Below are 25,102 nucleotides of genomic sequence, written 5' to 3' on the forward strand. Positions count from 1 at the left end.
GTTTGAAACTATGAAACAGATATGTAAAGAGAAAACCCTTTTTTAGAGGGTTTCCAAAAAGCCTGGCAGGTATGTTTGAAATGTGTCTTCACGCAGGCTGACATATTTTGTCCGCGAATCTTTCCGGGTTGCCGTCAACCCCGCTTCACGCAGCGTTTTAAAATGATAAGATGCTGTGGTTTTGACAATATTGCATTTTTCACCTACTTCACCGCAGCTGAGTTCTTTTCCGCTGTAATAAAGCGTACGAATAATGGCAAGCCTCGATTCATCAGACAGGGCTTTAAAAATTTGGGCTCTGATTTGATCATCTGTTTGTTTCATAGTCATGAAACTATAATACAAAATCGGGGGTGGAAAAGCAACTTATTTTTCCAGTAAAGGAGCAGGAAGTCATAAAAGGGAGGAGGAATTCAGATGCAGTAAAAGCGTTTTCAACTAAAGATGGGCGAAATATCACCCGTAAAATACAATCATAAAGGAGGATTACAGAGCATTTAGAAGCATAAATAAGGTCATGCCGTTACATGGATGTTTATAAAGAAATGGTACAGAATAAAAGAGAATATGCTGTTTGTGTGGGATGTTACATAAATGTTACGGTAATAAAGATTGCTTAATATGGAGGGAAAATATGAGTGTAGATGAGAAACCAATTAAGATAAAAGTCGAGAAAGTCTCTAAAATTTTTGGGAAACAAACAAAGAAAGCAGTTCAAATGCTTGCCAACGGAAAGACAAAAAAAGAGATCCTGAAAGCGACTGGATCAACCGTTGGGGTAAATCAGGCAGATTTTGATGTATATGATGGTGAGATATTTGTCATCATGGGTCTATCAGGGAGCGGTAAATCAACTTTAGTACGGATGTTAAACCGGCTTATTGAACCGACTGCCGGAAATATTTACATTGATGGTGACATGATAACAAATATGTCTAAAGACCAGCTCCGGGAAGTCCGCCGGAAGAAAATCAGCATGGTCTTCCAAAAGTTCGCTCTGTTCCCGCATAGAACGATACTTGAAAATACAGAATACGGACTGGAACTTCAAGGTGTAGACAAACAAGAGCGTCAGCAAAAAGCGCTTGAGTCCTTAAAGCTCGTCGGACTTGAAGGGTTTGAACACCAATATCCTGACCAGCTTTCCGGCGGGATGCAGCAGCGTGTCGGCCTTGCCCGCGCGTTGACAAATGATCCGGACATTCTTCTGATGGATGAAGCGTTCAGTGCGCTCGATCCATTGATTCGTAAAGATATGCAGGATGAACTTCTTGATCTTCACGATAATGTCGGAAAAACGATTATCTTTATTACGCACGACTTGGACGAAGCGTTGCGGATCGGCGACAGAATTGTTTTGATGAAGGACGGTAACATCGTTCAAATCGGCACGCCTGAAGAAATCCTGATGAATCCATCTAACGAATATGTTGAGAAATTCGTCGAGGATGTTGATTTATCTAAAGTCCTCACAGCAGGCCACATTATGAAACGTGCTGAAACAGTGCGGATTGATAAAGGGCCTCGCGTGGCATTGACACTGATGAAAAACCTTGGAATTTCTTCAATTTACGCAGTGGATAAACAAAAGAAATTGTTAGGTGTTATCTATGCGTCTGATGCGAAAAAAGCGGCTGAATCTGATTTGTCACTTCAAGATATCTTGAATACAGAATTTACGACTGTACCAGAGGATACGTATTTGACAGAGATTTTTGACGTTGTTTCTGACGCGAATATTCCAATTGCGGTTGTAGATGAGAAGCAAAGAATGAAAGGGATTGTCGTAAAAGGCGCACTGATTGGCGCGCTTGCCGGCAATAACGAGTATATCAATGCTGAAGGCACTGACGAACAAACACAAGATCCTTCTGCACAGGAGGTGAAGTAAGATGGATAGACTGCCTAGAATACCTTTAGCAGATATCATTGACCGTTTTGTTGACTGGATTACGATGACGTTTGGCGGATTCTTCGACGGAATCGCAAACGGATTGGCCGCTTTTGTAAATGGAATTGTCAGCGGACTTGGATTTATCCCATCTATTTTGTTAACGATTATTTTCGCCGCACTTGCGTGGTGGATCAGTACGAGGGGAATTGCGTTATTTACATTGATTGGATTCCTCCTGATTGATTATTTAGGATACTGGGACCCAATGCTGCAAACATTGGCGCTTGTTTTGACATCTGTGATTATTTCGATTGTGGTCGGGGTTCCGATCGGAATTTGGGCGTCCCAGAAAGAAACAGTTCGCCGTATTGTAACGCCTATTCTTGATTTAATGCAGACAATGCCTGCTTTCGTATATCTATTGCCGGCGATTTTCTTCTTCAACATCGGTGTTGTGCCGGGTGTTGTTGCATCTGTTATCTTCGCGATGCCGCCGACAATCCGCATGACTGTTCTCGGTATTAAACAAGTGCCGGCGGATCTGATTGAAGCGACTGAGGCGTTCGGTTCTACAACAGCTCAGCGTTTGTTTAAAGTTCAGCTTCCGCTTGCGACAAAAACCATTCTGGCCGGAATCAACCAAAGCATCATGCTTGCGTTATCAATGGTTGTTATCGCCGCAATGGTCGGTGCGCCTGGACTTGGTTCTGAAGTATACAGTGCCGTTACACAGCTGAAAACAGGGGTCGGCGTAGAGGCCGGTATCGCCATCGTTATCGTTGCCATTACGCTGGACCGCATTACTCAAAATATTAAAGTGAAGAAGAAAAGCAGGGGGAATGCCTGATGCTTAAAAAAATCATCGGTATCGGCGTTTCCGCCATGCTGGCGCTCTCACTTGCGGCTTGCGGGTCGGAAAGCGATGAAAATGCAACCGCGGCTGAACAGGTAAATAAGACCATCATCGGGATTGACCCCGGTTCAGGGATTATGGCCCTGACCGATCAAGCGATGAAGGATTATGACCTGAAAGACTGGACATTGATTTCGGCGTCAAGCGCCGCGATGACTGCAACGCTTAAAAAGTCATACGACCGTAAGAAACCGATCATCATTACAGGATGGACACCGCACTGGATGTTCTCCAGATATAAGCTGAAATATCTCGATGATCCGAAACAATCTTATGGCAGCTCAGAGGAAATCCATACGATCACGCGCAAAGGCTTCAGCAAAGAACAGCCGAATGCCGTAAAGCTACTGAGCCAGTTTAAATGGTCGCAAGACGACATGGGCGAAGTCATGATCAAGGTGGAAGAAGGCGAAAAACCTGCCAAAGCCGCAGCTGAGTATGTGAAGAAACACAAAGATCAGATTGCGGAGTGGACAAAAGGCGTTCAAAAGGTGAAGGGTGACAAAATCAACCTTGCCTATGTGGCGTGGGACAGTGAGATTGCAAGTACAAACGTGGTTGGCAAAGTCTTAGAAGACTTGGGCTATGACGTCACGCTTACTCAGGTAGAGGCCGGTCCAATGTGGACCGCGGTTGCGACGGGAAGCGCCGACGCATCCCTTTCCGCATGGCTGCCGAATACCCATAAAGCATACGCCGCTAAATACAAAGGCAAATATGACGATATAGGCACCAGTATGACTGGCGTGAAGATGGGTCTTGTTGTGCCTCAATATATGAAAAACGTCAACTCAATTGAAGATTTGAAGAAATAATGAAGAAAGCAGCCTGTAGCCAGGCTGCTTTTTTTATTTGTTAAGAAGCGTTAGCGGCAGCGGGTGATTCCGCTTTCTGAAACGTTTTGAGTACGGCATTCGCTAAAATATGAATGCCGTTGAACATCGCGTTTCGGTCAAAGGTCATATGGGGATGATGGAGTCCCGGCTGAAGTCCGCAGCCGAGTCCGAGCATAGTTGTTTTCAGGTTCGGCACTTTCACCGCATAAAAATGGAAATCCTCACCGCCGGTTGTGACAAGCGGTTCATCAAGCTGCTCAGCCCCGATGATATCTGTAATTGCTTCTGCCATGATCGCTTCAGCTTCTTTGTTTTGTGTTGCTGCAGGAAGGCTGTGTTCCTTTTGCAGTTCGATCTTCGCGCCGAATGCAGCGGCGGCCGCTTCGCAGGCTCTTTCTGTTTCGGCGATTAACGTCTCCATGGCTTCATTGGTCTGAGCGCGCAAATCAAGGCTGAATGACGCTTTTCCTGGAATGATGTTAGAGCTTTCACCGCCGGCTTGAAGTTTTGTCATTTTAACGGTATGCGGAATTTTCGGGTCAATATGAATGAGTCCGAGCTTATGTACGAGAAATGCCGCAATTTCAATGCTGTTTTTCCCGAGATGCGGGCGGGCGCCATGGGCCTCCTCTCCGATAATCGTTCCCTCAATATGCTGGCTTGACCCATGCAGGATGGAAGGGGCACAGCGCCCGTTCTGTGTTTCCTGAATCGGACGGACGTGAACGCCGTACAAATAGTCGACATCATCAAGCACGCCTTCTTCTATCATTTTCAAGGCGCCGCCGCCTTTTTCCTCAGCCGGCTGAAAGATAAAACGGATCGTGCCCTTCGGAAGCTCGGGCTGTTTTTTCAGCAGCATTAACGTGCCCAGCGCCATTGTCATATGTGAATCGTGGCCGCAGGAATGGTTGGCGCGGAATGTGCCGTTGACCTCCTGCCATAGCGCATCAATGTCAGCGCGAACAGCTACAACCGGCGAGCCCGAACCGATCTCGCCAACAACCCCGGTGCAGTCTGAAAAAGTGCGCGTCCGGCATCCCAAATCCTCAAGCTTTAGTTTGAGAAATGCAGTTGTCTCATATTCCTTCCAGCTGACTTCAGGGTTCGCGTGCAGATGCTCGAAGATATCCATAACGGTTTGTTTCATGTCTTCGGAAAGCTTTTGCATGGGAAGAAGTACCTCCTTCTATCAAAATGAATTTTACCTTCTTTACTTTATTTATATTGAAACAGGAAGATAGGCTGTATATAATATAGCACATATTGCTACTTTTCAGAATAATGAATATTTTCAAACGGAGGGGATGAATCGAAATATGAGTATGCCAGCGGCCGAAACACAACCTAAGAAAAAACGAACGACATTTAAAATGCCTGACGCCTATGTCCTCTTATTTATGATTGCTTTCATTTGCGCTATTGCTTCGTATATTGTACCGGCGGGAGAATTTGACCGCGTGACAAAGGGAGATGTCACGACTGCTGTTCCGGGAAGCTATCATTCAATTGAACAGTCTCCGGTCAGCCTGATCAGCTTTTTTACTTCTCTTCAGGATGGAATGGTCGGATCAGCACCAATCATCTTTCTGATTTTGTTCACAGGCGGCACCATTGCCATTTTAGAAAAAACGGGCGCCATCAACGGCCTGATTTACAATGTCATCAGCAAATTCCGCACAAAGCAATTATTATTTATTTGTATTGTCGGCGCGTTGTTCTCCATTCTCGGGACAACCGGAATTGTCGTGAATTCAGTTATCGGATTTATACCCATCGGCCTCATAGTCGCACGATCCTTAAAATGGGACGCAGTCGCGGGCGCCGCTGTTATTTACATCGGCTGCTACGCTGGATTTAACTCTACTATTTTATCACCGTCCCCGCTCGGTTTATCGCAATCAATCGCGGAGCTGCCGCTCTTTTCGGGGATCGGCCTGCGTATTGTGATATACATATGCTTTTTGCTTTCTTCTATTATTTATATCTATCTGTATACGAGGAAATTAAAAAAATCAAAGGATGCCAGTGTGTTAGGAACAAATTGGTTCCCGGCGGCAGGAATGGGTGAAACGGGTAAAGAAGAAGATCAGTCAGTGCCGTTTACCGTTCGCCATAAGCTGATTTTGGCTGTGGCGGGACTGTCGCTGATCGGATTTTTGTACGGCGCTTTAAAGCTGGGCTGGTCTGATTCCCAAATGGCTGCGACGTTTATTTTTATTTCTGTCCTTGCCGGTTTAATAGGCGGACTTGCGGCAAACGATATTGCCAAAACCTTCATTACGGGCTGCCAAAGCCTTGTATACGGGGCGCTGATTGTCGGGATGGCACGAAGTATTTCCGTCATTCTTGAAAATGGAAAGCTCCTCGATACAGTCGTCAATGCCTTGGCATCGCTTTTGGACGGATTCAGCCCGATTGCCGGCGCGATCGGTATGTATATCGCCAGTGCGCTTCTTCACTTTCTCATCTCTTCAGGGTCTGGAGAAGCCGTTGTATTTATTCCAATTCTGGCGCCGCTTGCTGATTTGATGGGAATTACGAGACAGGTTGCAGTGGAGGCGGTTATGCTTGGAGAAGGAGTCGTCAACTGTGTGAACCCGACATCCGGCGTTCTCATGGCGGTGCTTGCCGCCAGCGGCATTCCGTACGTCAAGTGGCTGCGGTTTATGGTGCCGCTTGCTTTGATTTGGTTTTTGATCGGGCTTGTCTTTATTGTGATCGGCGTCATGATCAATTGGGGGCCGTTTTAACGATTGCTGCCCGCCGGCTTGTACGGCGGGCTTTTGAGTTAATCATTGCAGAAGCGCAGGCTGTTATTGTAACATGTAAGCCATAAGCCATTCGTAAAAGTGCGGGAGGAAGGTCATGAATAATCTGCGTAATAGACTTTCAGGCGTGAATGGGAAAAATAAGAGAGTAAAAGAAAATGAACAAAAAATCTGGTCGGAGATTGGGATAATAGCGGGTGCTTTTGCGCTTCTTGATGTGATCATCCGCGGCATTATGTTTGAATTTCCGTTTAAAGAATGGGCTGCAAGCCTTGTGTTTTTGTTCATCATCATCTTATATTACTGCATCAGGGCAGCAGCATCTGGGATGCTCATGCCGAGAATAGACACCGAAGAAGAACTGCAAAAACGGGTGAAGCAGCAGCGAATAGAGTCAATTGCGGTCGCCTTTGCGGTAGTGGTGCTTACGATGTACGACAGGGGGCTTCCCCATACATTCTTCGCTTGGCTGAAAATGGTCCTTCTTTTTATCGTCTGCGGCGGCGCTTTGTTTCTGCTTCGATACGTGATTGTGAAGCTGGCTTACAGAAGAGCGATAAAAGAAGAAGTAGAAAAGAAATCATCTTAGTGAGATGGTTTCTTTTTTTGTTTGTAAAGTGAGGGAAACGGCTCACAGTTCGGGGCAGCGTTTTTATTAGGATAGGAATATAGATTTGAATTCTCTCTATCAAGTTGTTTTGATAGGGTGAATGTGATAATTTGAAATGTAAGCGTTAACAAAATTCTCCAGTCTTCACATTCGTTTGAAAGGAGGAAGCGGAAGGATGAAGTAAGAGGGATTTTTGACTCCGCAGTAAGTCTTCAAAAACTAAATAAGGAGTGTCAAGAATGTTTGAAAAACGATTCAAAACCTCTTTACTGCCGTTATTCGCTGGATTTTTATTGCTGTTTCATTTGGTTCTGGCAGGACCGGCGGCTGCGAGTGCTGAAACGGCGAACAAATCGAATGAGCTTACAGCACCGTCGATCAAAAGCGGAACCATTCTTCATGCATGGAATTGGTCGTTCAATACGTTAAAACATAATATGAAGGATATTCATGATGCAGGATATACAGCCATTCAGACGTCTCCGATTAACCAAGTAAAGGAAGGGAATCAAGGAGATAAAAGCATGTCAAACTGGTACTGGCTGTATCAGCCGACATCGTACCAAATTGGCAACCGTTACTTAGGTACTGAACAAGAATTTAAAGAAATGTGTGCAGCAGCTGAAGAATATGGCGTAAAGGTCATTGTTGACGCGGTCATCAATCATACCACCAGTGACTATGCTGCGATTTCCAATGAGATTAAGAGTATTCCAAACTGGACCCATGGAAACACACAAATTAAAAACTGGTCAGATCGATGGGATGTCACGCAGAATTCATTGCTCGGGCTGTATGATTGGAATACACAGAATACACAAGTACAGTCCTATCTGAAACGTTTCTTAGAAAGAGCATTGAATGATGGGGCAGACGGATTTCGATTTGATGCCGCCAAACATATAGAGCTTCCTGATGATGGGAATTACGGCAGTCAATTTTGGCCGAATATCACAAATACATCTGCGGAGTTCCAATACGGAGAAATCCTGCAAGATAGTGCCTCCAGAGATGCCGCATATGCGAATTATATGAATGTGACAGCATCTAACTATGGACATTCCATAAGGTCCGCTTTAAAGAATCGTAATCTTAGCGTGTCGAATATCTCCCATTATGCATCTGATGTGGCTGCGGACAAGTTAGTCACATGGGTGGAATCGCATGATACGTATGCCAATGATGATCAAGAGTCTACATGGATGAGTGATGACGATATTCGTTTAGGCTGGGCAGTGATTGCTTCTCGCTCAGGCAGTACGCCTCTCTTCTTTTCCAGACCTGAGGGCGGCGGAAATGGTGTGAGATTCCCAGGGAAAAGCCAAATAGGCGACCGCGGAAGTGCTTTATTTGAAGATCAGGCTATCGCTGCGGTCAATACATTTCACAATGTAATGGCTGGACAGCCTGAGGAACTCTCGAATCCGAATGGAAATAACCAGATATTCATGAATCAGCGCGGCTCACATGGCGTTGTGTTGGCAAATGCAGGTTCATCTTCTGTCACCATCAATGCTTTAACGAAATTACCTGATGGCAGCTATGCTAATAAAGCTGGGGATGGTTCATTTCAAGTAACGGACGGTAAACTGACAGGCACGATCAATGCCAGATCAGTGGTTGTTCTTTATCCTGACGATATTGAAAATGCACCTCATGTCTTCCTTGAGAATGTCAAAACAGGGGTAACCCATTCTTTCAATGATCAATTGACGATCACCCTGCGTGCAGATGCGAATACAGCAAAAGCCGTGTATCAAATCAATAATGGGCAAGAGACAGCGTTTAAGGATGGAGACCAATTAACGATCGGAAAAGGAGATCCATTTGGCACAACATACGACATCACGTTAACAGGAACGAACAGTGATGGTGTAACGAGGGCCCAAGAGTACAGCTTTGTAAAAAGAGACCCGTCTGCGGCCAAAACAATTGGCTATCAAAATCCGAATCATTGGGGCCAAGTAAATGCTTATATCTATAAACATGATGGAGGCCGGGCAATAGAATTGACCGGATCTTGGCCGGGAAAAGCAATGACTAAGAATGCAGATGGAATTTACACGCTGACGCTGCCGGCGGATACGGATACAACCAACGCCAAAGTGATTTTTAATAATGGCAGCGCCCAAGTGCCTGGACAGAACCAGCCTGGCTTTGATTACGTGCAAAATGGTTTATATAACGACTCTGGCTTAAGCGGTTCTCTGCCTCATTGAGGGCAAGCGATCAGAGGGAAAATTCCCAAGAAACCATCCTAGATGGTTTCTATTTTTGTTCATAAATCAGACAAAACTTTTCTCTTGCAATAGTTTGTGAAATATTGCACAATATAAATGTGAAATACTTCACAAACAGACATCAAAGAAAAACATACCCTGGAAGGATGATTAATGATGAATAAACATGTAAATAAAGTAGCTTTAATCGGAGCGGGTTTTGTTGGTAGCAGTTATGCATTTGCGTTAATTAACCAAGCGATCGCAGATGAGCTTGTGGTCATTGATTTAAATAAAGAAAAAGCAATGGGCGATGTAATGGATTTAAACCACGGAAAGGCGTTTGCGCCGCAACCGGTCAAAACATCTTACGGAACATATGAAGACTGCAAGGATGCTGATATTGTCTGCATCTGCGCCGGAGCAAACCAAAAACCTGGTGAGACGCGCCTTGAATTAGTAGAAAAGAACTTAAAGATTTTCAAAGGCATCGTCAGTGAAGTCATGGCGAGCGGATTTGACGGCATCTTCTTAATCGCGACAAATCCGGTTGATATTCTGACTTACGCTACATGGAAATTCAGCGGCCTGCCAAAAGAGCGGGTGATCGGAAGCGGTACAACACTAGATTCTGCGAGATTCCGTTACATGCTGAGCGAATACTTTGGCGCAGCCCCTCAAAACGTGCACGCACATATTATCGGAGAGCACGGCGACACAGAGCTTCCTGTCTGGAGCCACGCAAATGTCGGCGGAGTGCCGGTCAGTGAACTCGTTGAGAAAAACGATGCGTACAAACAAGAGGAGCTTGACCAGATCGTAGATGACGTGAAAAACGCCGCTTACCATATCATTGAGAAAAAAGGTGCAACTTATTACGGCGTTGCGATGAGCCTCGCCCGCATTACAAAAGCCATTCTTCATAATGAAAACAGCATTTTAACTGTCAGCACATATTTGGACGGACAATACGGCGCAGATGACGTGTACATCGGCGTTCCGGCTGTCGTAAACCGCGGAGGAGTTGCAGGCATCACTGAGCTGAACTTAAATGAGAAAGAAAAAGAACAGTTCCTTCACAGCGCCGGCGTCCTTAAAAACATCTTAAAACCGCATTTTGCAGAACAAAAGATCAACTAATCGCAACTATAGAGTAAAGGGCTGATTGTCAATGTGGGAGCAGTTGTATGATCCGTTTGGAAACGAGTATGTGAGCGCACTTGTGGCGCTCACTCCGATTCTCTTTTTTCTCTTGGCTTTAACTGTTTTTAAAATGAAAGGCATTCTTGCGGCATTTCTTACCCTAGCCGTCAGTTTCTTCGTCTCCGTTTTGGCATTTCATATGCCGGTTGAAAAGGCAATTTCTTCTGTTTTACTAGGAATCGGGAGCGGTTTATGGCCGATTGGTTACATCGTTCTGATGGCGGTGTGGCTGTATAAAATTGCAGTGAAAACCGGGAAATTTACCATTATTCGTTCCAGCATAGCCGGCATTTCGCCTGACCAAAGAATACAGCTATTATTAATTGGTTTTTGTTTTAACGCGTTTTTGGAAGGCGCGGCCGGTTTTGGTGTTCCGATTGCGATTAGTGCGGCGTTGCTCGTCGAACTTGGTTTTAAACCGTTAAAAGCGGCGGCGCTCTGTTTGATTGCGAACGCAGCCTCTGGAGCCTTTGGTGCGATTGGAATTCCTGTAATCACAGGGGCACAGATTGGTGATTTGTCTGCTCTTGAGCTGTCACGGACATTGATGTGGACACTGCCGATGATCTCATTTTTGATTCCGTTTCTGCTTGTATTCCTATTAGACCGAATGAAGGGAATCAAACAGACATGGCCTGCCCTGTTGGTTGTGAGCGGTGTGTATACAGCGGTTCAGACACTGACAATGGCGGTGCTTGGACCGGAATTAGCAAACATTTTGGCGGCCTTATTCAGCATGGGCGGGCTTGCGCTCTTCCTCCGCAAATGGCAGCCGAAAGAGATTTACCGGGAGGAAGGAGCCGGCGAGACTGGTGAGAAAAAGGCATACAGTGCCGCTGACATTGCGAAAGCATGGTCTCCTTTCTACATTTTAACTGCAGCGATCACAATCTGGAGCCTTCCTGCTTTCAAAGCGCTATTCCAAGAAGGCGGGCTGTTATATCAGACAACACTATTATTGAAAATGCCTTTTCTGCATCAGCAAATTATGAAAATGCCGCCGATTGCGCCATCTGCCATGCCGTTAGATGCAGTCTTTAAAGTCGATCTGCTGTCAGCGACTGGTACAGCGATTTTAGCGGCAGTCATCGTGACAGGGCTGTTCAGCAAAAATTTCTCTTATCGGGATGCCTTTGCTTCCTTGAAGGAGACAGGAAAAGAGCTGTGGGTGCCGATTATCACGATCTGCTTCGTAATGGGGTTTGCCAATCTGGCCAACTTCGCAGGGCTCAGCTCTTCAATTGGGTTGGCACTGGCGAAAACAGGAGATTTGTTCCCGTTTGTCAGTCCTGTTCTCGGCTGGATCGGCGTGTTCATTACCGGTTCTGTTGTCAGCAATAACGCTTTGTTCGGACATTTGCAGGTTGTCACCGGAGCGCAGATCGGTGCGGGTTCTGATTTGCTGTTAGCTGCAAATACGGCGGGCGGGGTGATGGCGAAACTCGTTTCTCCTCAGTCTATCGCCATCGCCGCCGCAGCGGTCGGACAGACTGGCAAGGAATCTAAACTGTTTAAGCGTACAGTGGCGTACAGTCTGATTCTGTTATTGATCATTTGTATATGGACGTTTATTCTTGCAAGATTAGGGTTGTAATCGAAAAAAGCAGTACATGTCAGCCATGTACTGCTTTTTTGTTAATTTGCTTTCTTCGCCATTTCCGCTGTTGTTTTCACTCTGGCTTTTCCCATAAACAAAACGGTAACCGCCGCGAGGACGATTGGAACCAAAGCGAGCAAAAAGACATACGTGATACTTGAAGACATTGCGTCAATAATGCGATTCAGGATCGCCTCAGGAATTTGGGAGCGTGTTCCTGCTTGGAAAATCTCCTGCGGGTCGCCGATATTTTGCGCCGCGCCTGAACCTGCTGAGCCTTTCACGCCGCTGAAGGCGTCGCTCAGCTTGTTTGTGAATACATTTGTTTGCACCGTTCCGAAAATGGTGACGCCCAAGGTCATGCCGAATGACCGCAAAAATGAATTTGTAGAGTTGGCCGTTCCCCGAAAACGAGGTTCAAGATCATTCATAGAAGCCGCCGGCAGCAGGGAGAAGTTAAAGCCTACACCAAAACCTGAAATCATCATAAAGACTGTCAGCCATACCCGTGCTGTGTCAGGCGTCATATTGGAAAGAAGCAGCATGCCGATAAAGAAAGCGATAACAGATATCAGCATCAAATTGCGGAAGCTGACCTTCGTTTGGAAGATCCCGCCTATCATGCTCCCGATGACTGATCCAATCATCATCGGCGTCAGAATAAAGCCCGCGCTTGTCGCTGAACTGCCGTATACCGCCTGAACGAAAATCGGAATAAATACCGCTAAAATAATGAATGTTCCGCCATACAGGAAAGCGAGAATCTGCGCTGTGGCAAACAAACGGTTTTTAAACATCCAGAAAGAAATAATCGGCTCTTCCGCTTTTCTCTCCACTATAAAAAAGGCAATGAAGAAAACAGCGAATACAATAAACAGGCCAATGATCTGAATGGAATTCCAATCGTATGTTTTGCCGCCAAGCTCAAGGGCGAACATCAGGCATACAATGGATACGACTAAGGTAACCGCGCCGCCCCAGTCAATTTTCTGCTTTCTGTGCTCCAGAGATTCTTTGTAGTAGCGAATAATGAAAAACAATGACAATGCGCCGATCGGCACATTGATGTAAAACACCCAGTGCCAGCTGATCGAATCTGTAATGATCGCGCCTAACAGCGGCCCAAGAACACTGGATAATCCGAATACAGCACCGAACATGCCGGACATTTTTCCGCGTTTTTCCGGCGGAAACAAATCAAAGATAATGGTAAAGGCAATCGGCAGGAGCGCGCCGCCTCCAATCCCTTGAATGGCCCGGTAGATGATCAGCTGATTCATCGTCTGTGCAATGCCGCATAAAGCCGACCCGATTAAGAAAAAAATAAGTCCAAACAGGAAAAAACGTTTTCGGCCGTACATATCGGAAAGCTTGCCGTAAATCGGCATTCCAGCCATGACCGCCACCATATAGGATGCCGTCACCCAAGCAAATTTATCAAAGCTCCCAAGATCGGCTACGATGCTGCCCATTGCGGTGGCAACAATCGTATTGTCCATTGCAGACATCAAGATGCCCAGCAGGAGACCGAGGACCACAAATTTGGTGGAAGCCTGTTTTGCTGATGTTGTGTCCATTTGTTCTACCTCCTCTTACTTTTCTATGTAAGTTCTGATATCATGATAATAGTTTGATCATTGAATATCTCGATTATCAAGATAAATTCGATTCTATAGGGAGGACTGTCAGTTGTCAACAAGAAATTCCAGAAGTGAGTTGGAAAAGACTGCCGTTCAGCTTTTTCGGAAATTGGGCACAAGAACGGTTCTGTTTCATCAGGCAGCCGCTCAGGCTCTCGGTCTGTTTCCCACCGATTTGAAATCAGCTGACATCTTAAATGAAGCGGGACCGATGACGGCCGGAGAGCTGGGGAAAAAGACAGGCCTCAGCACAGGTTCTGTCACAGCGCTTGTAGATCGGTTAGAAAAAGCGGGGTATGTGGCTCGTGAAAAGGACCCGAACGACCGCAGAAGAGTCATGATCGTCCCTTTGACCGCTTCGAAAAAACATGTAAAGGATTTGTTCCGCTCTCTGTCAGAGTCGACGATGGATTTGTGCCGCGAGTATACGGAAGAGGAACTGGAACTCATTTTCAGCTTCGTAGGCAAAGCTGCCGATATCATGGAGGAAGAGCTTGAACGTCTGAAACAGTAAGCGAAATTGTGCATAGCTTGGCCCGTTCCCGAATAAATTGTACAAGTTACGTAAGAGAAGGGAGTACGGGCTGGTGAACATTTTTTTGAGCTATATTGTGCTGGGACTGTCCTTGTCAGCGCCTGTGGGACCAGTAAATGCGGCGCAAATAGACAAAGGAATTAAAAACGGTTTTTGGCATGCATGGATTTTTGGTTTAGGCGCCATGACAGCGGACGGACTGTACATGCTTTTTATCTATTTCGGGCTGTCGCAGTTTTTGACTGCTCCGTTTGTGAAAACGTTTTTGTGGCTCTTCGGCTTTTTTGTTCTGACCTATACCGGAATTGAAACACTGAAAAATGTCAGAGAACCGATGGATGTGCGCAGCTCACGGGGAAAAGCGTCATACAGGAAAACGTTCGCTTCGGGTTTTCTCATTTCACTGTCAAATCCATTGAGCATCCTTTTTTGGCTTGGGATTTACGGGAGCATACTTGCGAAAACAGCAGAGGCCTACAATATGAATCAGCTTCTTATCTATAGCTCCGGCATCATGATCGGCATTTTAATCTGGGATTTTTGCATGGCTATCACAGCCAGCATGTTCAGAAATCTGCTTCATGAAAAGCTATTGAGAGGATTGACCGGAATCGCTGGTGTATCCCTCCTTGTATTTGGCTTTTACTTCGGTTATCAGGGCATCAAACAGTTACTGGGCTGATTCATGAAGGACAGTCACCTGCCGCCTCCAGTTTTAATATAGTATCCAGATGATACTGGAGGTGGATCAATGGTGAATGGGATTTACACCAAAAGTTTTCTGGAACGTAATCAAGAAGAGCTTCCTGAATGGCAAAGAATCGCTTTTGAGCTGCTGGCAGAAACTGTGGCGGATGACGCGGATACGTTTCCATGCATTCCCGGACGCCAGTCATTTCTGAATGATCAGCTTCGCATTGCTTTTGCCGGAGATCCGCGGGAAAACCGAACGGCGGAGGAACTGGCTCCATTGCTTGCGGAGTACGGAAAGATATCGCGGGACACTGGAAAGTATGCATCTCTCGTTGTGTTGTTTGATACACCGGAAGATTTGGCTGAGCACTATTCGATTGAAGCGTATGAAGAGCTGTTTTGGAGCTTTTTAAATAGACTGAGTCATCAAGATGAAAAAGAGTGGCCGGAAGACATTCCGGCCGATCCCGAGCATTATAAATGGGAGTTTTGTTTTGACGGTGAGCCATACTTTATTCTGTGCGCTACACCGGGGCACGAGGCGAGAAGAAGCCGGAGCTTTCCCTATTTTATGATCGCGTTTCAGCCAAGGTGGGTGTTTGATGACCTAAATGGTTCAACTGTATCCGGCCGGAACATGAGCAGGCTGATCCGATCCCGTTTAAAGGCCTACGATCAAGCTCCGATTCACCCGCAATTAGGCTGGTACGGAGGAAAGGATAATCGCGAATGGAAACAGTATTTCCTCCGTGACGACGAAAAACAGGTATCGAGGTGCCCGTTTTCTTATTTAAAGAACATGTTCAACAAAATGAAATAAATCACGAGCTGGCAGGGCGGTCTTTATGTCCCTGCTTTTTTTGATAGATCATGGTAACGACGGCAATAATCGCGAGAAAACCTATGCTCACAAAAAAACCGGGCCGGCTTGATTTTTCAAACAATGTACCTGACACAGCCGCAGCAATCAGAATCATCGCTAAATAAATTTGCGTTTTCCCCATTCCCTCAGGATCAGTCAGCTTTTTGCTGGAGAACAGGATAAACAGCCAAGTGTATAAAAGCATAAGCCCCGCTGCTGTCGTCATGTGCTCATAAATGTTTTTGGGCAGCACCAAGGACAGAATAATGGATAAGACAAGCCCCGCAAACGTCAGCCCCAGTGCCGGCCAGCATATTTTTTTGCCTTCCTTTAAGGTAAAGCATTTCGGCGCGTCGCCGTCATCAGCCATCGTACAAAGCAATGTCGTAACCGCAAATAGCGAAGCGACGAGGGTCGAGAACCCGGCGATAATGAAAATCCCGTTAAAAATATCGAGAATGATCTCAAGGTTGTATCCTTTTAACGATGTAATGAACGGGCTGTCCTGTTCTGTAAACTTGTGTAACGGAACCAAAAGCAAAGCCAGCCCGATTGAAATAATATAAATAATCGCAAGCGTCGCCAGCATCAGTTTTCCTGATTTAGACGCTTCCTCTGGTTTCTTTAAGTGAACCGCCATCAGCCCCATGACCTCAATTCCGCCAAAGGCGTAAAACGCGTAGATTAAGCCTGTCCACAGCCCCATGGCGCCGAAAGGGAAAAACTCACTCGTCTTATTTGGAACCTGTACATCAGGCCTTCCGCCGGATAGGATGCCGCATAATGCCAGGATGGCAATGACAATAAACATAAAAATAGCGGCTGTTTTGATGACTGCCAGTACATTTTCAGTCTTCTCAAAAACAGACAGTCCGGTGAAAATAATGAGAAGCCCAAGTACCGCATAGATTGAAGCAAACACCCATAACGGCACCTGAGGAAACCAATGCTTCGTAAATAGTGAAATGGCTGTCAGCTGGCTTCCGGTAATCAGCATTTCTGATGTCCAGTACACCCAGCCGTTACTGAAGCCGGCCCATCTTCCGAATGCTTTCCTCGCATACGAACAAAACGAGCCTTTTTCAGGATGTTTTGCAGACAGCTTGGCAAGCTGTTCGAATACAAAATACGTACCGATCGCTCCAATTAGAAATGAAAGCAGAACGGAAAAACCGCTTTTCACTATTGCGATGCTGGAACCGAGAAAAAACCCAGTTCCGATTGTGCATCCGATCCCGATTAATGACAGCTGCCACCAAGCTAAATTTCCTTTTTGCTGATCTTGTTTTGTTTGACTCATAATCATTTCAACCCCTTTTATCTAAGGTTAGATTGCGACCCGCCCGAAGCTTATATACATCGGATTTTTGCCTCTTTTTACATGGAGAAGGCGGCGAACGCTCATACTAATGGAAAAAAGGAGCGAGCCGATGACACAGCGATATATCGTAGAGCCGAAGAAAGGGCTTGGGCTGAAGCTGAAAAAGGGGCAGATTTTGAAGGTGGTTGATGTTGAGGGCCAGCAGGTTGCTGATTTTGTCGCGTACCATGCCAAGGATTTTTATGAACACCTTGATCAGGGAGCGACGATTGATGCCAATCATTCCATTCATGTGAAGGTCAACGACCATCTCTATTCCAATCTGTACAAACCGATGCTGACGCTGATTGAGGATACGGTCGGCAAGCATGATCTGCTGCTCCCCGCCTGCCGTCCTGATATGAACAGGCTCTTATACGGCAAGCAAAAGGATGAGTTTCAGGATACGTGCTATGACAATATGAACCGTGCGCTTGAGCAGTTTGGCGTGCCGAAGCCCCACATGCATTACCCGTTTGCAATTTTTATGAATACTGTCCTTGATGAGAAAGGGAACCTGTCTGTGGAAACGCCCCTTTCAAATGCCGGGGATTATGTAAGGCTGCGGGCGGAAATGGATTTGGTTGTCGCGTTTTCTTCCTGCCCGATAGAAAAAGGTAAGTGCAATGGCGATAGTGTAACGTCAATACGGGTGGAAGTCAGCTGATCTCTCTTGTTCACTGTGAATGAAGACCTGTGCTATATTTAAGGGGATACATAACTGTCATGATTCATTTTCATCAATTTGGGGAAATGATCAAATAAGAAACAGCGAAACTGTACAGGAGGAATGATTGGGATGAGCATGCAGGAAAAGATTATGCGTGAATTACATGTGAAGCCCTCAATTGATCCAAAGCAAGAAATTGAGGACCGAATCCATTTTTTAAAACAATATGTAAAGAAAACCGGCGCTAAAGGCTTTGTATTGGGAATCAGCGGCGGACAGGATTCAACTCTTGCGGGGCGCCTTGCCCAGCTGGCGGTGGAAAGCATTCGCGAGGAGGGCGGAGACGCTCAATTTATCGCGGTCCGTCTTCCGCATGGCACACAGCAGGATGAAGACGATGCACAGCTTGCTTTGAAGTTTATTAAGCCGGATAAATCATGGAAGTTCGACATTAAATCGACCGTCAGCGCTTTTTCTGATCAATATCAGCAGGAAACGGGCGATCAGCTGACTGACTTTAATAAAGGGAACGTAAAAGCAAGAACAAGAATGATCGCTCAATACGCGATCGGCGGACAAGAAGGCCTTCTTGTCATTGGCACTGACCACGCAGCTGAGGCTGTCACTGGTTTCTTTACGAAGTACGGTGACGGCGGAGCCGACCTCCTGCCGCTGACTGGATTGACGAAGCGTCAGGGAAGAAGCCTGCTGAAAGAGCTGGGTGCACCGGAACGCTTATATCTAAAAGAACCAACTGCCGATCTGCTCGACGAAAAACCGCAGCAGGCGGATGAGACAGAGCTTGGCATTTCCTATGAGGAGATTGACGATTATCTCGAAGGAAAAGAAGTATCAGCGAAAGTGTCAGAAGCGCTGGAAAAACGCTACAGCATAACTGAGCATAAACGTCAGGTTCCGGCGTCTATGTTTGATGACTGGTGGAAATAAAATGAAGAAAGCCCGCTCTCGGAGCGGGCTTTTGTCATGTGCAGGATCTTTATTTGATGCGGATATGATTCAGCTTTACCATCAATCTGTCGGTGAACCTTCGGAGGCTGCCTCTCGTATCAGGGTCTAATGTAAGCTTGGCTCTCGCGGCAATGGTTTCTGCCGCATCCTGAATCGACATGTTGTCTGTTTGGAGGTGATCCGCAAAGACTGGTGATGACAATCCTTCAATGCAGCGGTCGATTTGTTTGGCGGCCCATGAGTTTTTTCCTTCTGCTCTTGTGCGCAGCCGTTTTAACAAGGTTTCCTTTGAAGCCATTAGTGTAAAGTGGTGAACCGTCTGGCCGTCATGTCTGAGCCTGCCGATGATCTCATTAAAGTATTCAGGGTGTACAATCGTCATAGGCACAATGATGATGCCGCGGTATGTATCGGTCAGGGAGGCAAGCAAGCTGTAATTGAATGCCCGCCATAAGGGATAGCTTTGAAAATCGTCCTCCGCGATCTCCGGAGGTATCATGGAGCGCATCGCAAATCCCATTTTTTCAGGATCATACACGTACGACGGTTTCAGCCTTCTGTGCAGTTCGAAGGCTGTTTGTGTTTTTCCGGAACCGAAAGCCCCGTTTATCCAAATGATCATCTCCATTTCTCCCTTCTCACTTATGATACAAAAAAAGACCCTTCGAACGAAGAGTCAGCAGGAAAAACAATAAAAGCAGTGAGCTTGAAAGGTTTTAATGCTTTTTTGCGTCGAAGTATTAAAATATCTGTGGAAATGTTGTACAATGAATGTCATTCAGGCAAAAACGTTTGAACGGAAAAGGACGGGCAAGCCGGTATCTATATAAATATTCGCAAAATAAGCATATAATGAATATAAAATTTCATTCCTTAGGAGGATTTCGCCGAAGATGAACGCTAAACGAGCCATCCCAGTAAGAGAAAGAAATATCGTCCTGATCGGATTCATGGGTGTAGGAAAAACGACAATCGGCCAATTGGTCGCTAAGAAATTATATAGAGATTTTATCGATATTGACCAAGAGATCGAAAAGGATTTCAAGATGACAATTCCTGAGATGTTTGAGGAAAAGGGAGAAGACTTTTTCCGGAAAACGGAGAAGGAATATATTTTAGACATCTGCCATCATAAACGATTCAAAATTGTATCTCTGGGCGGCGGGTCTTTTAAACAAGAGGAAATCAGAAAGTGCTGTCTGGAAAACTGTCTCGTGCTTCATCTGGACCTGTCATGGGAGAACTGGAAGCAGCGCGCGGACTTATTGATCGAGAGCCGCCCTGTGCTGCATAACCGTTCAATGGATGAAATGGAACAGCTGTTTAACGAAAGAAAAGTCATTTACAACAAACACAATTCAAAAGTGGCGACAGACAACCTTTCTCCTGAGGAGGTCGCCGATTATATTGTAGAGACATTAAAAATCGGCTGGGATCTTTATCAGCCAATGTAAAAAGCCGTGCGGTGCGCACGGCTTTTTCTATCATTTTACGCCTTGTATCAAAATGGCTTTTAAGCAAAAGGAGTCGGGCTGTCCGTTTTGTTTCAATTTGATGGAGAACGTATCACGTGCTTCTTCTGATGCCTGATGTAAATGGCTGATAATCTGTTTTTCCCGATCGGCGGGGGTTCCGCCCCGTTTGATCCAGCTTTCGTATTGAATCGGCAAATTCCACTTTTGGATGTCTTGATAGTCCAGCTGATTGGCGGTGAACATTGACTGCCATTCTGATAATGAGCTTTCCCGGACATGGGAAGGGTCTCGGAGCTGGTTCAAATGATTGACAAACTCATCAAGAACGGAATCTTCAGGCGCGTAATGATCGACCAAGAGAAAACGTCCGTTCTTTTTCAGAACGCGTGCAACTTCGCTGACGGCTTTGCGGACATCTGAAAAATGGTGGGCCGCGTATCGGCAGGTGATGATATCAAATGAATCGTCGGGGAAGGGGAGTGACTCGGCCATTCCTTGCTGAAAGCGTACGTTTCCCGCTCCTTTTTCTTGCGCAAAGGAGGACGCAACCTTAACCATCTCTTTCGTCGCATCAACACCGATGCATTCCTGCACATATGGAGAAAATGCCAGCGCCGTATGGCCAGCACCCGCTCCGATATCCAGCATCCGCTGCTCAGCCCGGCATTCCGCCGTTTTGATCATCAACCCCAAATCTTCCCCCTCGGCAAATACCTTCTCATCCCGATACATCTCGGCGTTTTTAGAAAACGGTGTTTCATTTGTCATGTGAACCAGCCCCTTTTTTTGTAAATGATGATATGGATTATGTTAGCAATTTCTGTTATGATTCGTCCAAGATATAAAAATGATAAAAACGATAGGATCAACCTATGGAGGCTGAAATGGATATTAAAGTGATGGAATACGCAGCGGAAATCGCCCGGCGCCAAAGCTTTACAAAGGCAGCAGAGCATCTTCATATCGCTCAGCCATCTCTCAGCCAGCAAATCAAAAAGCTTGAGACTGAGCTGGGGCTTACCCTTTTTCACAGATCCCACGGCTCTGTTACACTGACACCCCACGGCCGGCGATTCATTGAAAAAGCCGAGGACATTATTCGTTCCAGAGATGATTTGCTCCGGGAGATGCAGGAGCGGTCGCAGGGGCTCGGACACAAGCTTTCCATTGGGATTCCCGCTGTAACGGGGAGATATATCTTTCCGTCTCTGCTGAAGCAGTTTTTGGCCCGTTATCCTCATGTGGAGGTTCAGCTTGTTGAAAAAGATCCGGTCTCTTTAGAAGAGAAGACGGCAAAGGGAGAGGTTGACCTTTCTGTTTTATCCTTGCCGATCGAGGATGAACGGCTCGCCATTACACCGTTGCTCACGGAACCGATTGTTCTCGCAGTGCCGAAGGAAAAACAAAGGTGGATGCCGCCGGAAATGATCGCGCTGATTGAGAAAGCGCTGGAGGGAGAGGAGGGCCGCAAGCCGTGCGTACCGCTTGAAATGGTGAGGCACGTGCCTTTTATTCTGTTAAAAGAAGGCTTCGGTTTTCGCAGGACAGTTCTCGATCTCTGTGCGGAAAGCGGCTTTAAGCCGAATACAGCTTTTAAGACGAGCCATATTGAAACCGCCCAATCCCTTGTGGCCAATGGTTTAGGTGTGACAATGGCGCCGAATATGGTCAGAAGGGATAAAGATCCTGGTGTGATCTATTTATCTATTCAATCAGCGCCATCACGAACCCTCGTCTTTGTATTTTTGAAGAACCACTACGTCAGCTTGACAGCTCAGGCCTTTATGGAACTGAGCCGGGAAAGTCTTAAACAAACGTTTGATGAAGGCAGTCTGGGAAACAAAAGTGAAAATATTTAGAAAACAGGTTCTAAACGTGGTAGTATAGGAATACAAACTAAATCTTATAAAACAAAGGAGAATAATCGGAAATGCAACTATTCGATATGCCGCTCGACCAATTGCAAACGTATAAGCCTGAACAAACAGCGCCGAAAGATTTTTCTGAGTTTTGGAAATCGTCTTTGGGTGAACTTGCGAAAGTCCAAGCAGCACCTGATTTACAGCCGGTTGATTATCCTGCTGATGGAGTAAAGGTGTACCGCCTCACATATAAAAGCTTTGGAAACGCCCGCATTGCCGGATGGTACGCGGTGCCTGACAAGGAAGGCCCGCATCCGGCGATCGTTAAATATCACGGCTACAACGCAAGCTATGACGGTGAGATTCATGAAATGGTGAACTGGGCGCTCCACGGATACGCCGCATTCGGCATGCTTGTCCGCGGCCAGCAGAGCAGCGAGGATACGAGTATTTCTCCGCACGGTCACGCTTTGGGCTGGATGACGAAAGGAATTCTTGATAAAGATACATACTATTACCGGGGCGTTTATTTGGACGCCGTCCGGGCACTTGAAGTGATCAGCAGCTTTGACGAAGTTGACGAAACAAGAATCGGTGTGACAGGCGGAAGCCAAGGCGGAGGCTTGACCATTGCCGCAGCGGCTCTATCAGACATTCCGAAAGCCGCGGTTGCCGATTATCCTTACTTAAGCAACTTTGAACGGGCCATTGATGTGGCACTTGAACAGCCGTACCTTGAAATTAATTCCTTCTTCAGAAGAAATGGCAGCCCGGAAAGGGAAGAACAGGCGATGAAGACACTTTCATATTTCGATATTATGAATCTCGCTGACCGAGTGAAGGTGCCTGTTTTGATGTCGATCGGTCTGATTGACAAGGTCACGCCGCCGTCCACCGTGTTTGCCGCATACAACCACTTGGAGACAGAGAAAGAGCTAAAGGTGTACCGCTACTTCGGGCATGAGTATATCCCTGCCTTTCAAACGGAAAAACTTGCTTTCTTTAAGCAGCACCTTAAAGGCTGATTAAACGGGAAAAGCCGCCGCGTATCATCAGGCGGTTTTTTTCTGCAAACTGCCGGAATGAGAACAGACTGGAGACGAATAGATATGAAACAAAGGATCATTGATGAATTAAAACGAATCGAGCAGTCATATGGAGTCAAAATCGTATATGCCGTTGAGTCAGGAAGCCGCGCATGGGGATTCCCGTCGCAGGACAGTGATTATGATGTCCGCTTTATTTATGTGCCGAAAAAGGAGTGGTATTTTTCAATTGAACAGGAGCGGGATGTGATTGAGGAACCGATTCACGATTTGCTGGATATCAGCGGCTGGGAGCTGAGAAAGACGCTGCGCCTCTTCAAAAAATCAAACCCGCCGCTCCTTGAATGGCTTTCCTCAGACATTGTGTATTATGAAGCATTTACGACCGCAGAGCGGTTAAGAAAACTGCGGATGGAGGCATTTAAGCCTGAAGCAAGCGTGTATCACTATATCAATATGGCGAGAAGGAACGTCAAGGATTACCTTCAAGGGCAAGAGGTCAAAATCAAAAAATATTTCTACGTGCTTCGGCCTATTTTGGCTTGCAAATGGATTGAAAAGCACGGAACCATTCCGCCAATGGATTTTACGGTTTTGATGGATGAACTTGTTACTGAACCCGAACTGAAGGCAGAAATGGAAACCTTGCTTGAACGGAAAAAAAGAGGCGAAGAGCTTGATCTCGAAGCGAGAATTCATGTCATTCACCAATTCATTGAAACGGAAATTGAAAGAATCATGGAAGCAGCAAAATCGCTGAAAGCAGAAAAAAAGGATATGACACCTGAATTGAATCGTTTGCTTTTGAATACGGTTGAAGAAGTGTGGAAGGATGGAGGAAGCTGATGTTTTTTGTCGCTTCCTTTTCTCCTTTATTCGACAGAATGTCCCCCGACTTTCTAACTATCTGATTGTGGCAAACTCACAAAAATTATCAGAATCTTTGTATTTTGAGAATATTGTGAACCGCGGTTTTGTCCATTTACAATAAACTCATACAAATACTTCTTAGATTGCGGGGTGTTGAGGTTGGAAGTGATCACAAGAGATTTTTTCTTATTTTTATCCAAAAGCGGCTTTCTCAATAAAATGGCAAAGAACTGGGGAAGCCGGGTAGCAGCGGGTAAAATTATCGGCGGGAATGATTTTAACAGTTCAATCCCGACCATTCGACAGCTTAACAGTCAAGGCTTGTCAGTTACTGTCGATCATTTAGGCGAGTTTGTGAACAGTGCCGAGGTCGCACGGGAGCGTACGGAAGAGTGCATTCAAACCATTGCGACGATTGCTGATCAGCAGCTGAACTCACACGTTTCTTTAAAAATGACGTCTCTAGGTCTCGATATAGATATGGATTTGGTATATGAAAATATGACGAAAATCCTTCAGACGGCCGAGAAGCATAAAATCATGGTCACCATTGACATGGAAGATGAAGTCAGATGCCAGAAAACGCTTGATATTTTCAAAGATTTCAGAAAGAAATATGAGCATGTGAGCACAGTGCTGCAAGCCTATCTGTACCGGACGGAAAAAGACATTGACGATTTGGATTCTTTAAACCCGTTCCTTCGCCTTGTAAAAGGAGCTTATAAAGAATCAGAAAAAGTAGCTTACCCGGAGAAAAGCGATGTCGATGAAAATTACAAAAAAATCATCCGGAAGCAGCTCTTAAACGGTCACTATACAGCGATTGCCACACATGACGACAAAATGATCGACTACACAAAGCAGCTTGCCAAGGAAAATGGCATTGCCAATGACAAGTTTGAATTTCAGATGCTGTACGGCATGCGGTCGCAAACCCAGCTCAGCCTCGTAAAAGAAGGTTATAACATGAGAGTCTACCTGCCTTACGGCGAAGATTGGTACGGCTACTTTATGAGACGCCTTGCAGAACGTCCGTCAAACATTGCATTTGCTTTCAAAGGAATGACAAAGAAGTAA

The 25,102-nt window shown here is 45.8% G+C and carries 24 protein-coding genes; 18 read left to right on the forward strand and 6 right to left on the reverse strand.

Features of this window, described 5'->3' with window-relative positions:
• Nucleotides 1-42 precede the first annotated feature (42 nt).
• The gene (locus M1M80_RS01720; RefSeq protein ID WP_080010733.1) at nt 43-345 is read right to left on the reverse strand and encodes an ArsR/SmtB family transcription factor; all 303 of its coding nucleotides are present in this window, start codon (nt 343-345) and stop codon (nt 43-45) included.
• Between the two features lie 289 nt (nt 346-634).
• Between M1M80_RS01720 and opuAA the strand changes: the two genes are divergently transcribed.
• From opuAA to opuAC, 3 genes are read left to right on the forward strand one after another with little or no spacing between them, the layout of a single operon-like run.
• Nucleotides 635-1,891 carry a glycine/proline betaine ABC transporter ATP-binding protein OpuAA gene (opuAA, locus tag M1M80_RS01725; protein WP_003241223.1) on the forward strand — a complete coding sequence of 419 codons (1,257 nt, stop codon included), beginning with the start codon at nt 635-637 and terminating at the stop codon, nt 1,889-1,891.
• Between the two features lies 1 nt (nt 1,892).
• Nucleotides 1,893-2,741, forward strand: a complete 849-nt coding sequence (gene opuAB / locus M1M80_RS01730; protein ID WP_003241221.1) for a glycine/proline betaine ABC transporter permease subunit OpuAB — start codon at nt 1,893-1,895, stop codon at nt 2,739-2,741.
• Nucleotides 2,741-3,622, forward strand: a complete 882-nt coding sequence (opuAC, locus tag M1M80_RS01735) for a glycine/proline betaine ABC transporter substrate-binding protein OpuAC (RefSeq protein WP_060397873.1) — start codon at nt 2,741-2,743, stop codon at nt 3,620-3,622. Before opuAB ends, opuAC begins: the two co-directional genes overlap by 1 nt.
• 40 nt (nt 3,623-3,662) lie before the next feature.
• On the opposite strand, the gene M1M80_RS01740 is transcribed toward opuAC, so the two are convergent.
• A complete protein-coding gene (locus tag M1M80_RS01740) occupies nt 3,663-4,814 on the reverse strand; it encodes a M20 peptidase aminoacylase family protein (protein ID WP_003241215.1) in 1,152 nt (383 codons plus the stop codon).
• Nucleotides 4,815-4,962: 148 nt separating this feature from the next.
• On the opposite strand from M1M80_RS01740, the gene M1M80_RS01745 reads away from it, so the two are divergent.
• From M1M80_RS01745 to M1M80_RS01765, 5 genes are all read left to right on the forward strand, one after another.
• The gene (locus M1M80_RS01745; RefSeq protein WP_060397874.1) at nt 4,963-6,396 is read left to right on the forward strand and encodes a YfcC family protein; all 1,434 of its coding nucleotides are present in this window, start codon (nt 4,963-4,965) and stop codon (nt 6,394-6,396) included.
• Between the two features lie 115 nt (nt 6,397-6,511).
• The gene (locus M1M80_RS01750; protein WP_003241211.1) at nt 6,512-7,003 is read left to right on the forward strand and encodes a DUF6773 family protein; all 492 of its coding nucleotides are present in this window, start codon (nt 6,512-6,514) and stop codon (nt 7,001-7,003) included.
• A 260-nt stretch (nt 7,004-7,263) separates the two neighbouring features.
• Nucleotides 7,264-9,243, forward strand: a complete 1,980-nt coding sequence (amyE, locus tag M1M80_RS01755) for an alpha-amylase (RefSeq protein WP_060397875.1) — start codon at nt 7,264-7,266, stop codon at nt 9,241-9,243.
• Between the two features lie 174 nt (nt 9,244-9,417).
• The gene (locus M1M80_RS01760) at nt 9,418-10,383 is read left to right on the forward strand and encodes an L-lactate dehydrogenase (protein WP_060397876.1); all 966 of its coding nucleotides are present in this window, start codon (nt 9,418-9,420) and stop codon (nt 10,381-10,383) included.
• 31 nt (nt 10,384-10,414) lie between these two features.
• On the forward strand, nt 10,415-12,040 hold the full coding sequence (locus tag M1M80_RS01765) for an L-lactate permease (protein WP_060397877.1): 1,626 nt from the start codon (nt 10,415-10,417) through the stop codon (nt 12,038-12,040).
• A gap of 41 nt (nt 12,041-12,081) precedes the next feature.
• On the opposite strand, the gene bmr3 is transcribed toward M1M80_RS01765, so the two are convergent.
• Nucleotides 12,082-13,620 carry a multidrug efflux MFS transporter Bmr3 gene (bmr3, locus tag M1M80_RS01770; protein WP_060397878.1) on the reverse strand — a complete coding sequence of 513 codons (1,539 nt, stop codon included), beginning with the start codon at nt 13,618-13,620 and terminating at the stop codon, nt 12,082-12,084.
• 112 nt (nt 13,621-13,732) lie between these two features.
• On the opposite strand from bmr3, the gene M1M80_RS01775 reads away from it, so the two are divergent.
• The 3 genes from M1M80_RS01775 to M1M80_RS01785 all read left to right on the forward strand — a co-directional run bounded on the left by M1M80_RS01775 (nt 13,733) and on the right by M1M80_RS01785 (nt 15,731).
• Nucleotides 13,733-14,197 carry a MarR family transcriptional regulator gene (locus tag M1M80_RS01775; protein WP_003241197.1) on the forward strand — a complete coding sequence of 155 codons (465 nt, stop codon included), beginning with the start codon at nt 13,733-13,735 and terminating at the stop codon, nt 14,195-14,197.
• Nucleotides 14,198-14,270: 73 nt separating this feature from the next.
• Complete coding sequence (locus tag M1M80_RS01780) at nt 14,271-14,900, forward strand: LysE family translocator (protein WP_044453439.1); 630 nt, start codon at nt 14,271-14,273, stop codon at nt 14,898-14,900.
• A gap of 69 nt (nt 14,901-14,969) precedes the next feature.
• Nucleotides 14,970-15,731: a YqcI/YcgG family protein gene (locus M1M80_RS01785; protein WP_003241194.1), complete on the forward strand. Its 762-nt coding sequence runs from the start codon at nt 14,970-14,972 to the stop codon at nt 15,729-15,731.
• Nucleotide 15,732: 1 nt separating this feature from the next.
• Here M1M80_RS01785 and M1M80_RS01790 read toward each other — a convergent pair whose 3' ends face one another.
• On the reverse strand, nt 15,733-17,073 hold the full coding sequence (locus M1M80_RS01790; RefSeq protein WP_032732283.1) for an amino acid permease: 1,341 nt from the start codon (nt 17,071-17,073) through the stop codon (nt 15,733-15,735).
• A 130-nt stretch (nt 17,074-17,203) separates the two neighbouring features.
• On the opposite strand from M1M80_RS01790, the gene M1M80_RS01795 reads away from it, so the two are divergent.
• Nucleotides 17,204-17,800 carry a DUF1989 domain-containing protein gene (locus M1M80_RS01795; RefSeq protein WP_019257412.1) on the forward strand — a complete coding sequence of 199 codons (597 nt, stop codon included), beginning with the start codon at nt 17,204-17,206 and terminating at the stop codon, nt 17,798-17,800.
• 132 nt (nt 17,801-17,932) lie between these two features.
• Nucleotides 17,933-18,751, forward strand: coding sequence for an ammonia-dependent NAD(+) synthetase (gene nadE / locus M1M80_RS01800; protein ID WP_003241188.1), 819 nt, complete (start codon nt 17,933-17,935; stop codon nt 18,749-18,751).
• 49 nt (nt 18,752-18,800) lie between these two features.
• On the opposite strand, the gene tmrB is transcribed toward nadE, so the two are convergent.
• On the reverse strand, nt 18,801-19,394 hold the full coding sequence (tmrB, locus tag M1M80_RS01805; protein WP_060397879.1) for a tunicamycin resistance ATP-binding TmrB: 594 nt from the start codon (nt 19,392-19,394) through the stop codon (nt 18,801-18,803).
• Nucleotides 19,395-19,665: 271 nt separating this feature from the next.
• Here tmrB and M1M80_RS01810 point away from each other — a divergent pair, with 271 nt between their 5' ends.
• A complete protein-coding gene (locus tag M1M80_RS01810) occupies nt 19,666-20,226 on the forward strand; it encodes a shikimate kinase (protein WP_060397880.1) in 561 nt (186 codons plus the stop codon).
• Nucleotides 20,227-20,256: 30 nt separating this feature from the next.
• Here M1M80_RS01810 and M1M80_RS01815 read toward each other — a convergent pair whose 3' ends face one another.
• The gene (locus M1M80_RS01815) at nt 20,257-21,015 is read right to left on the reverse strand and encodes a class I SAM-dependent methyltransferase (protein ID WP_060397881.1); all 759 of its coding nucleotides are present in this window, start codon (nt 21,013-21,015) and stop codon (nt 20,257-20,259) included.
• A gap of 116 nt (nt 21,016-21,131) precedes the next feature.
• On the opposite strand from M1M80_RS01815, the gene M1M80_RS01820 reads away from it, so the two are divergent.
• From M1M80_RS01820 to putB, 4 genes are all read left to right on the forward strand, one after another.
• Complete coding sequence (locus tag M1M80_RS01820; RefSeq protein ID WP_060397882.1) at nt 21,132-22,106, forward strand: LysR family transcriptional regulator; 975 nt, start codon at nt 21,132-21,134, stop codon at nt 22,104-22,106.
• Between the two features lie 71 nt (nt 22,107-22,177).
• Complete coding sequence (gene cah, locus M1M80_RS01825) at nt 22,178-23,134, forward strand: cephalosporin C deacetylase (protein ID WP_060397883.1); 957 nt, start codon at nt 22,178-22,180, stop codon at nt 23,132-23,134.
• Nucleotides 23,135-23,218: 84 nt separating this feature from the next.
• Nucleotides 23,219-24,001: a nucleotidyltransferase domain-containing protein gene (locus tag M1M80_RS01830; protein WP_003241177.1), complete on the forward strand. Its 783-nt coding sequence runs from the start codon at nt 23,219-23,221 to the stop codon at nt 23,999-24,001.
• Nucleotides 24,002-24,190: 189 nt separating this feature from the next.
• A complete protein-coding gene (gene putB, locus M1M80_RS01835) occupies nt 24,191-25,102 on the forward strand; it encodes a proline dehydrogenase PutB (protein ID WP_080010736.1) in 912 nt (303 codons plus the stop codon).

This window comes from Bacillus inaquosorum, from assembly GCF_023238325.1.
Taxonomy (GTDB): Bacteria; Bacillota; Bacilli; order Bacillales; family Bacillaceae; genus Bacillus; species Bacillus inaquosorum.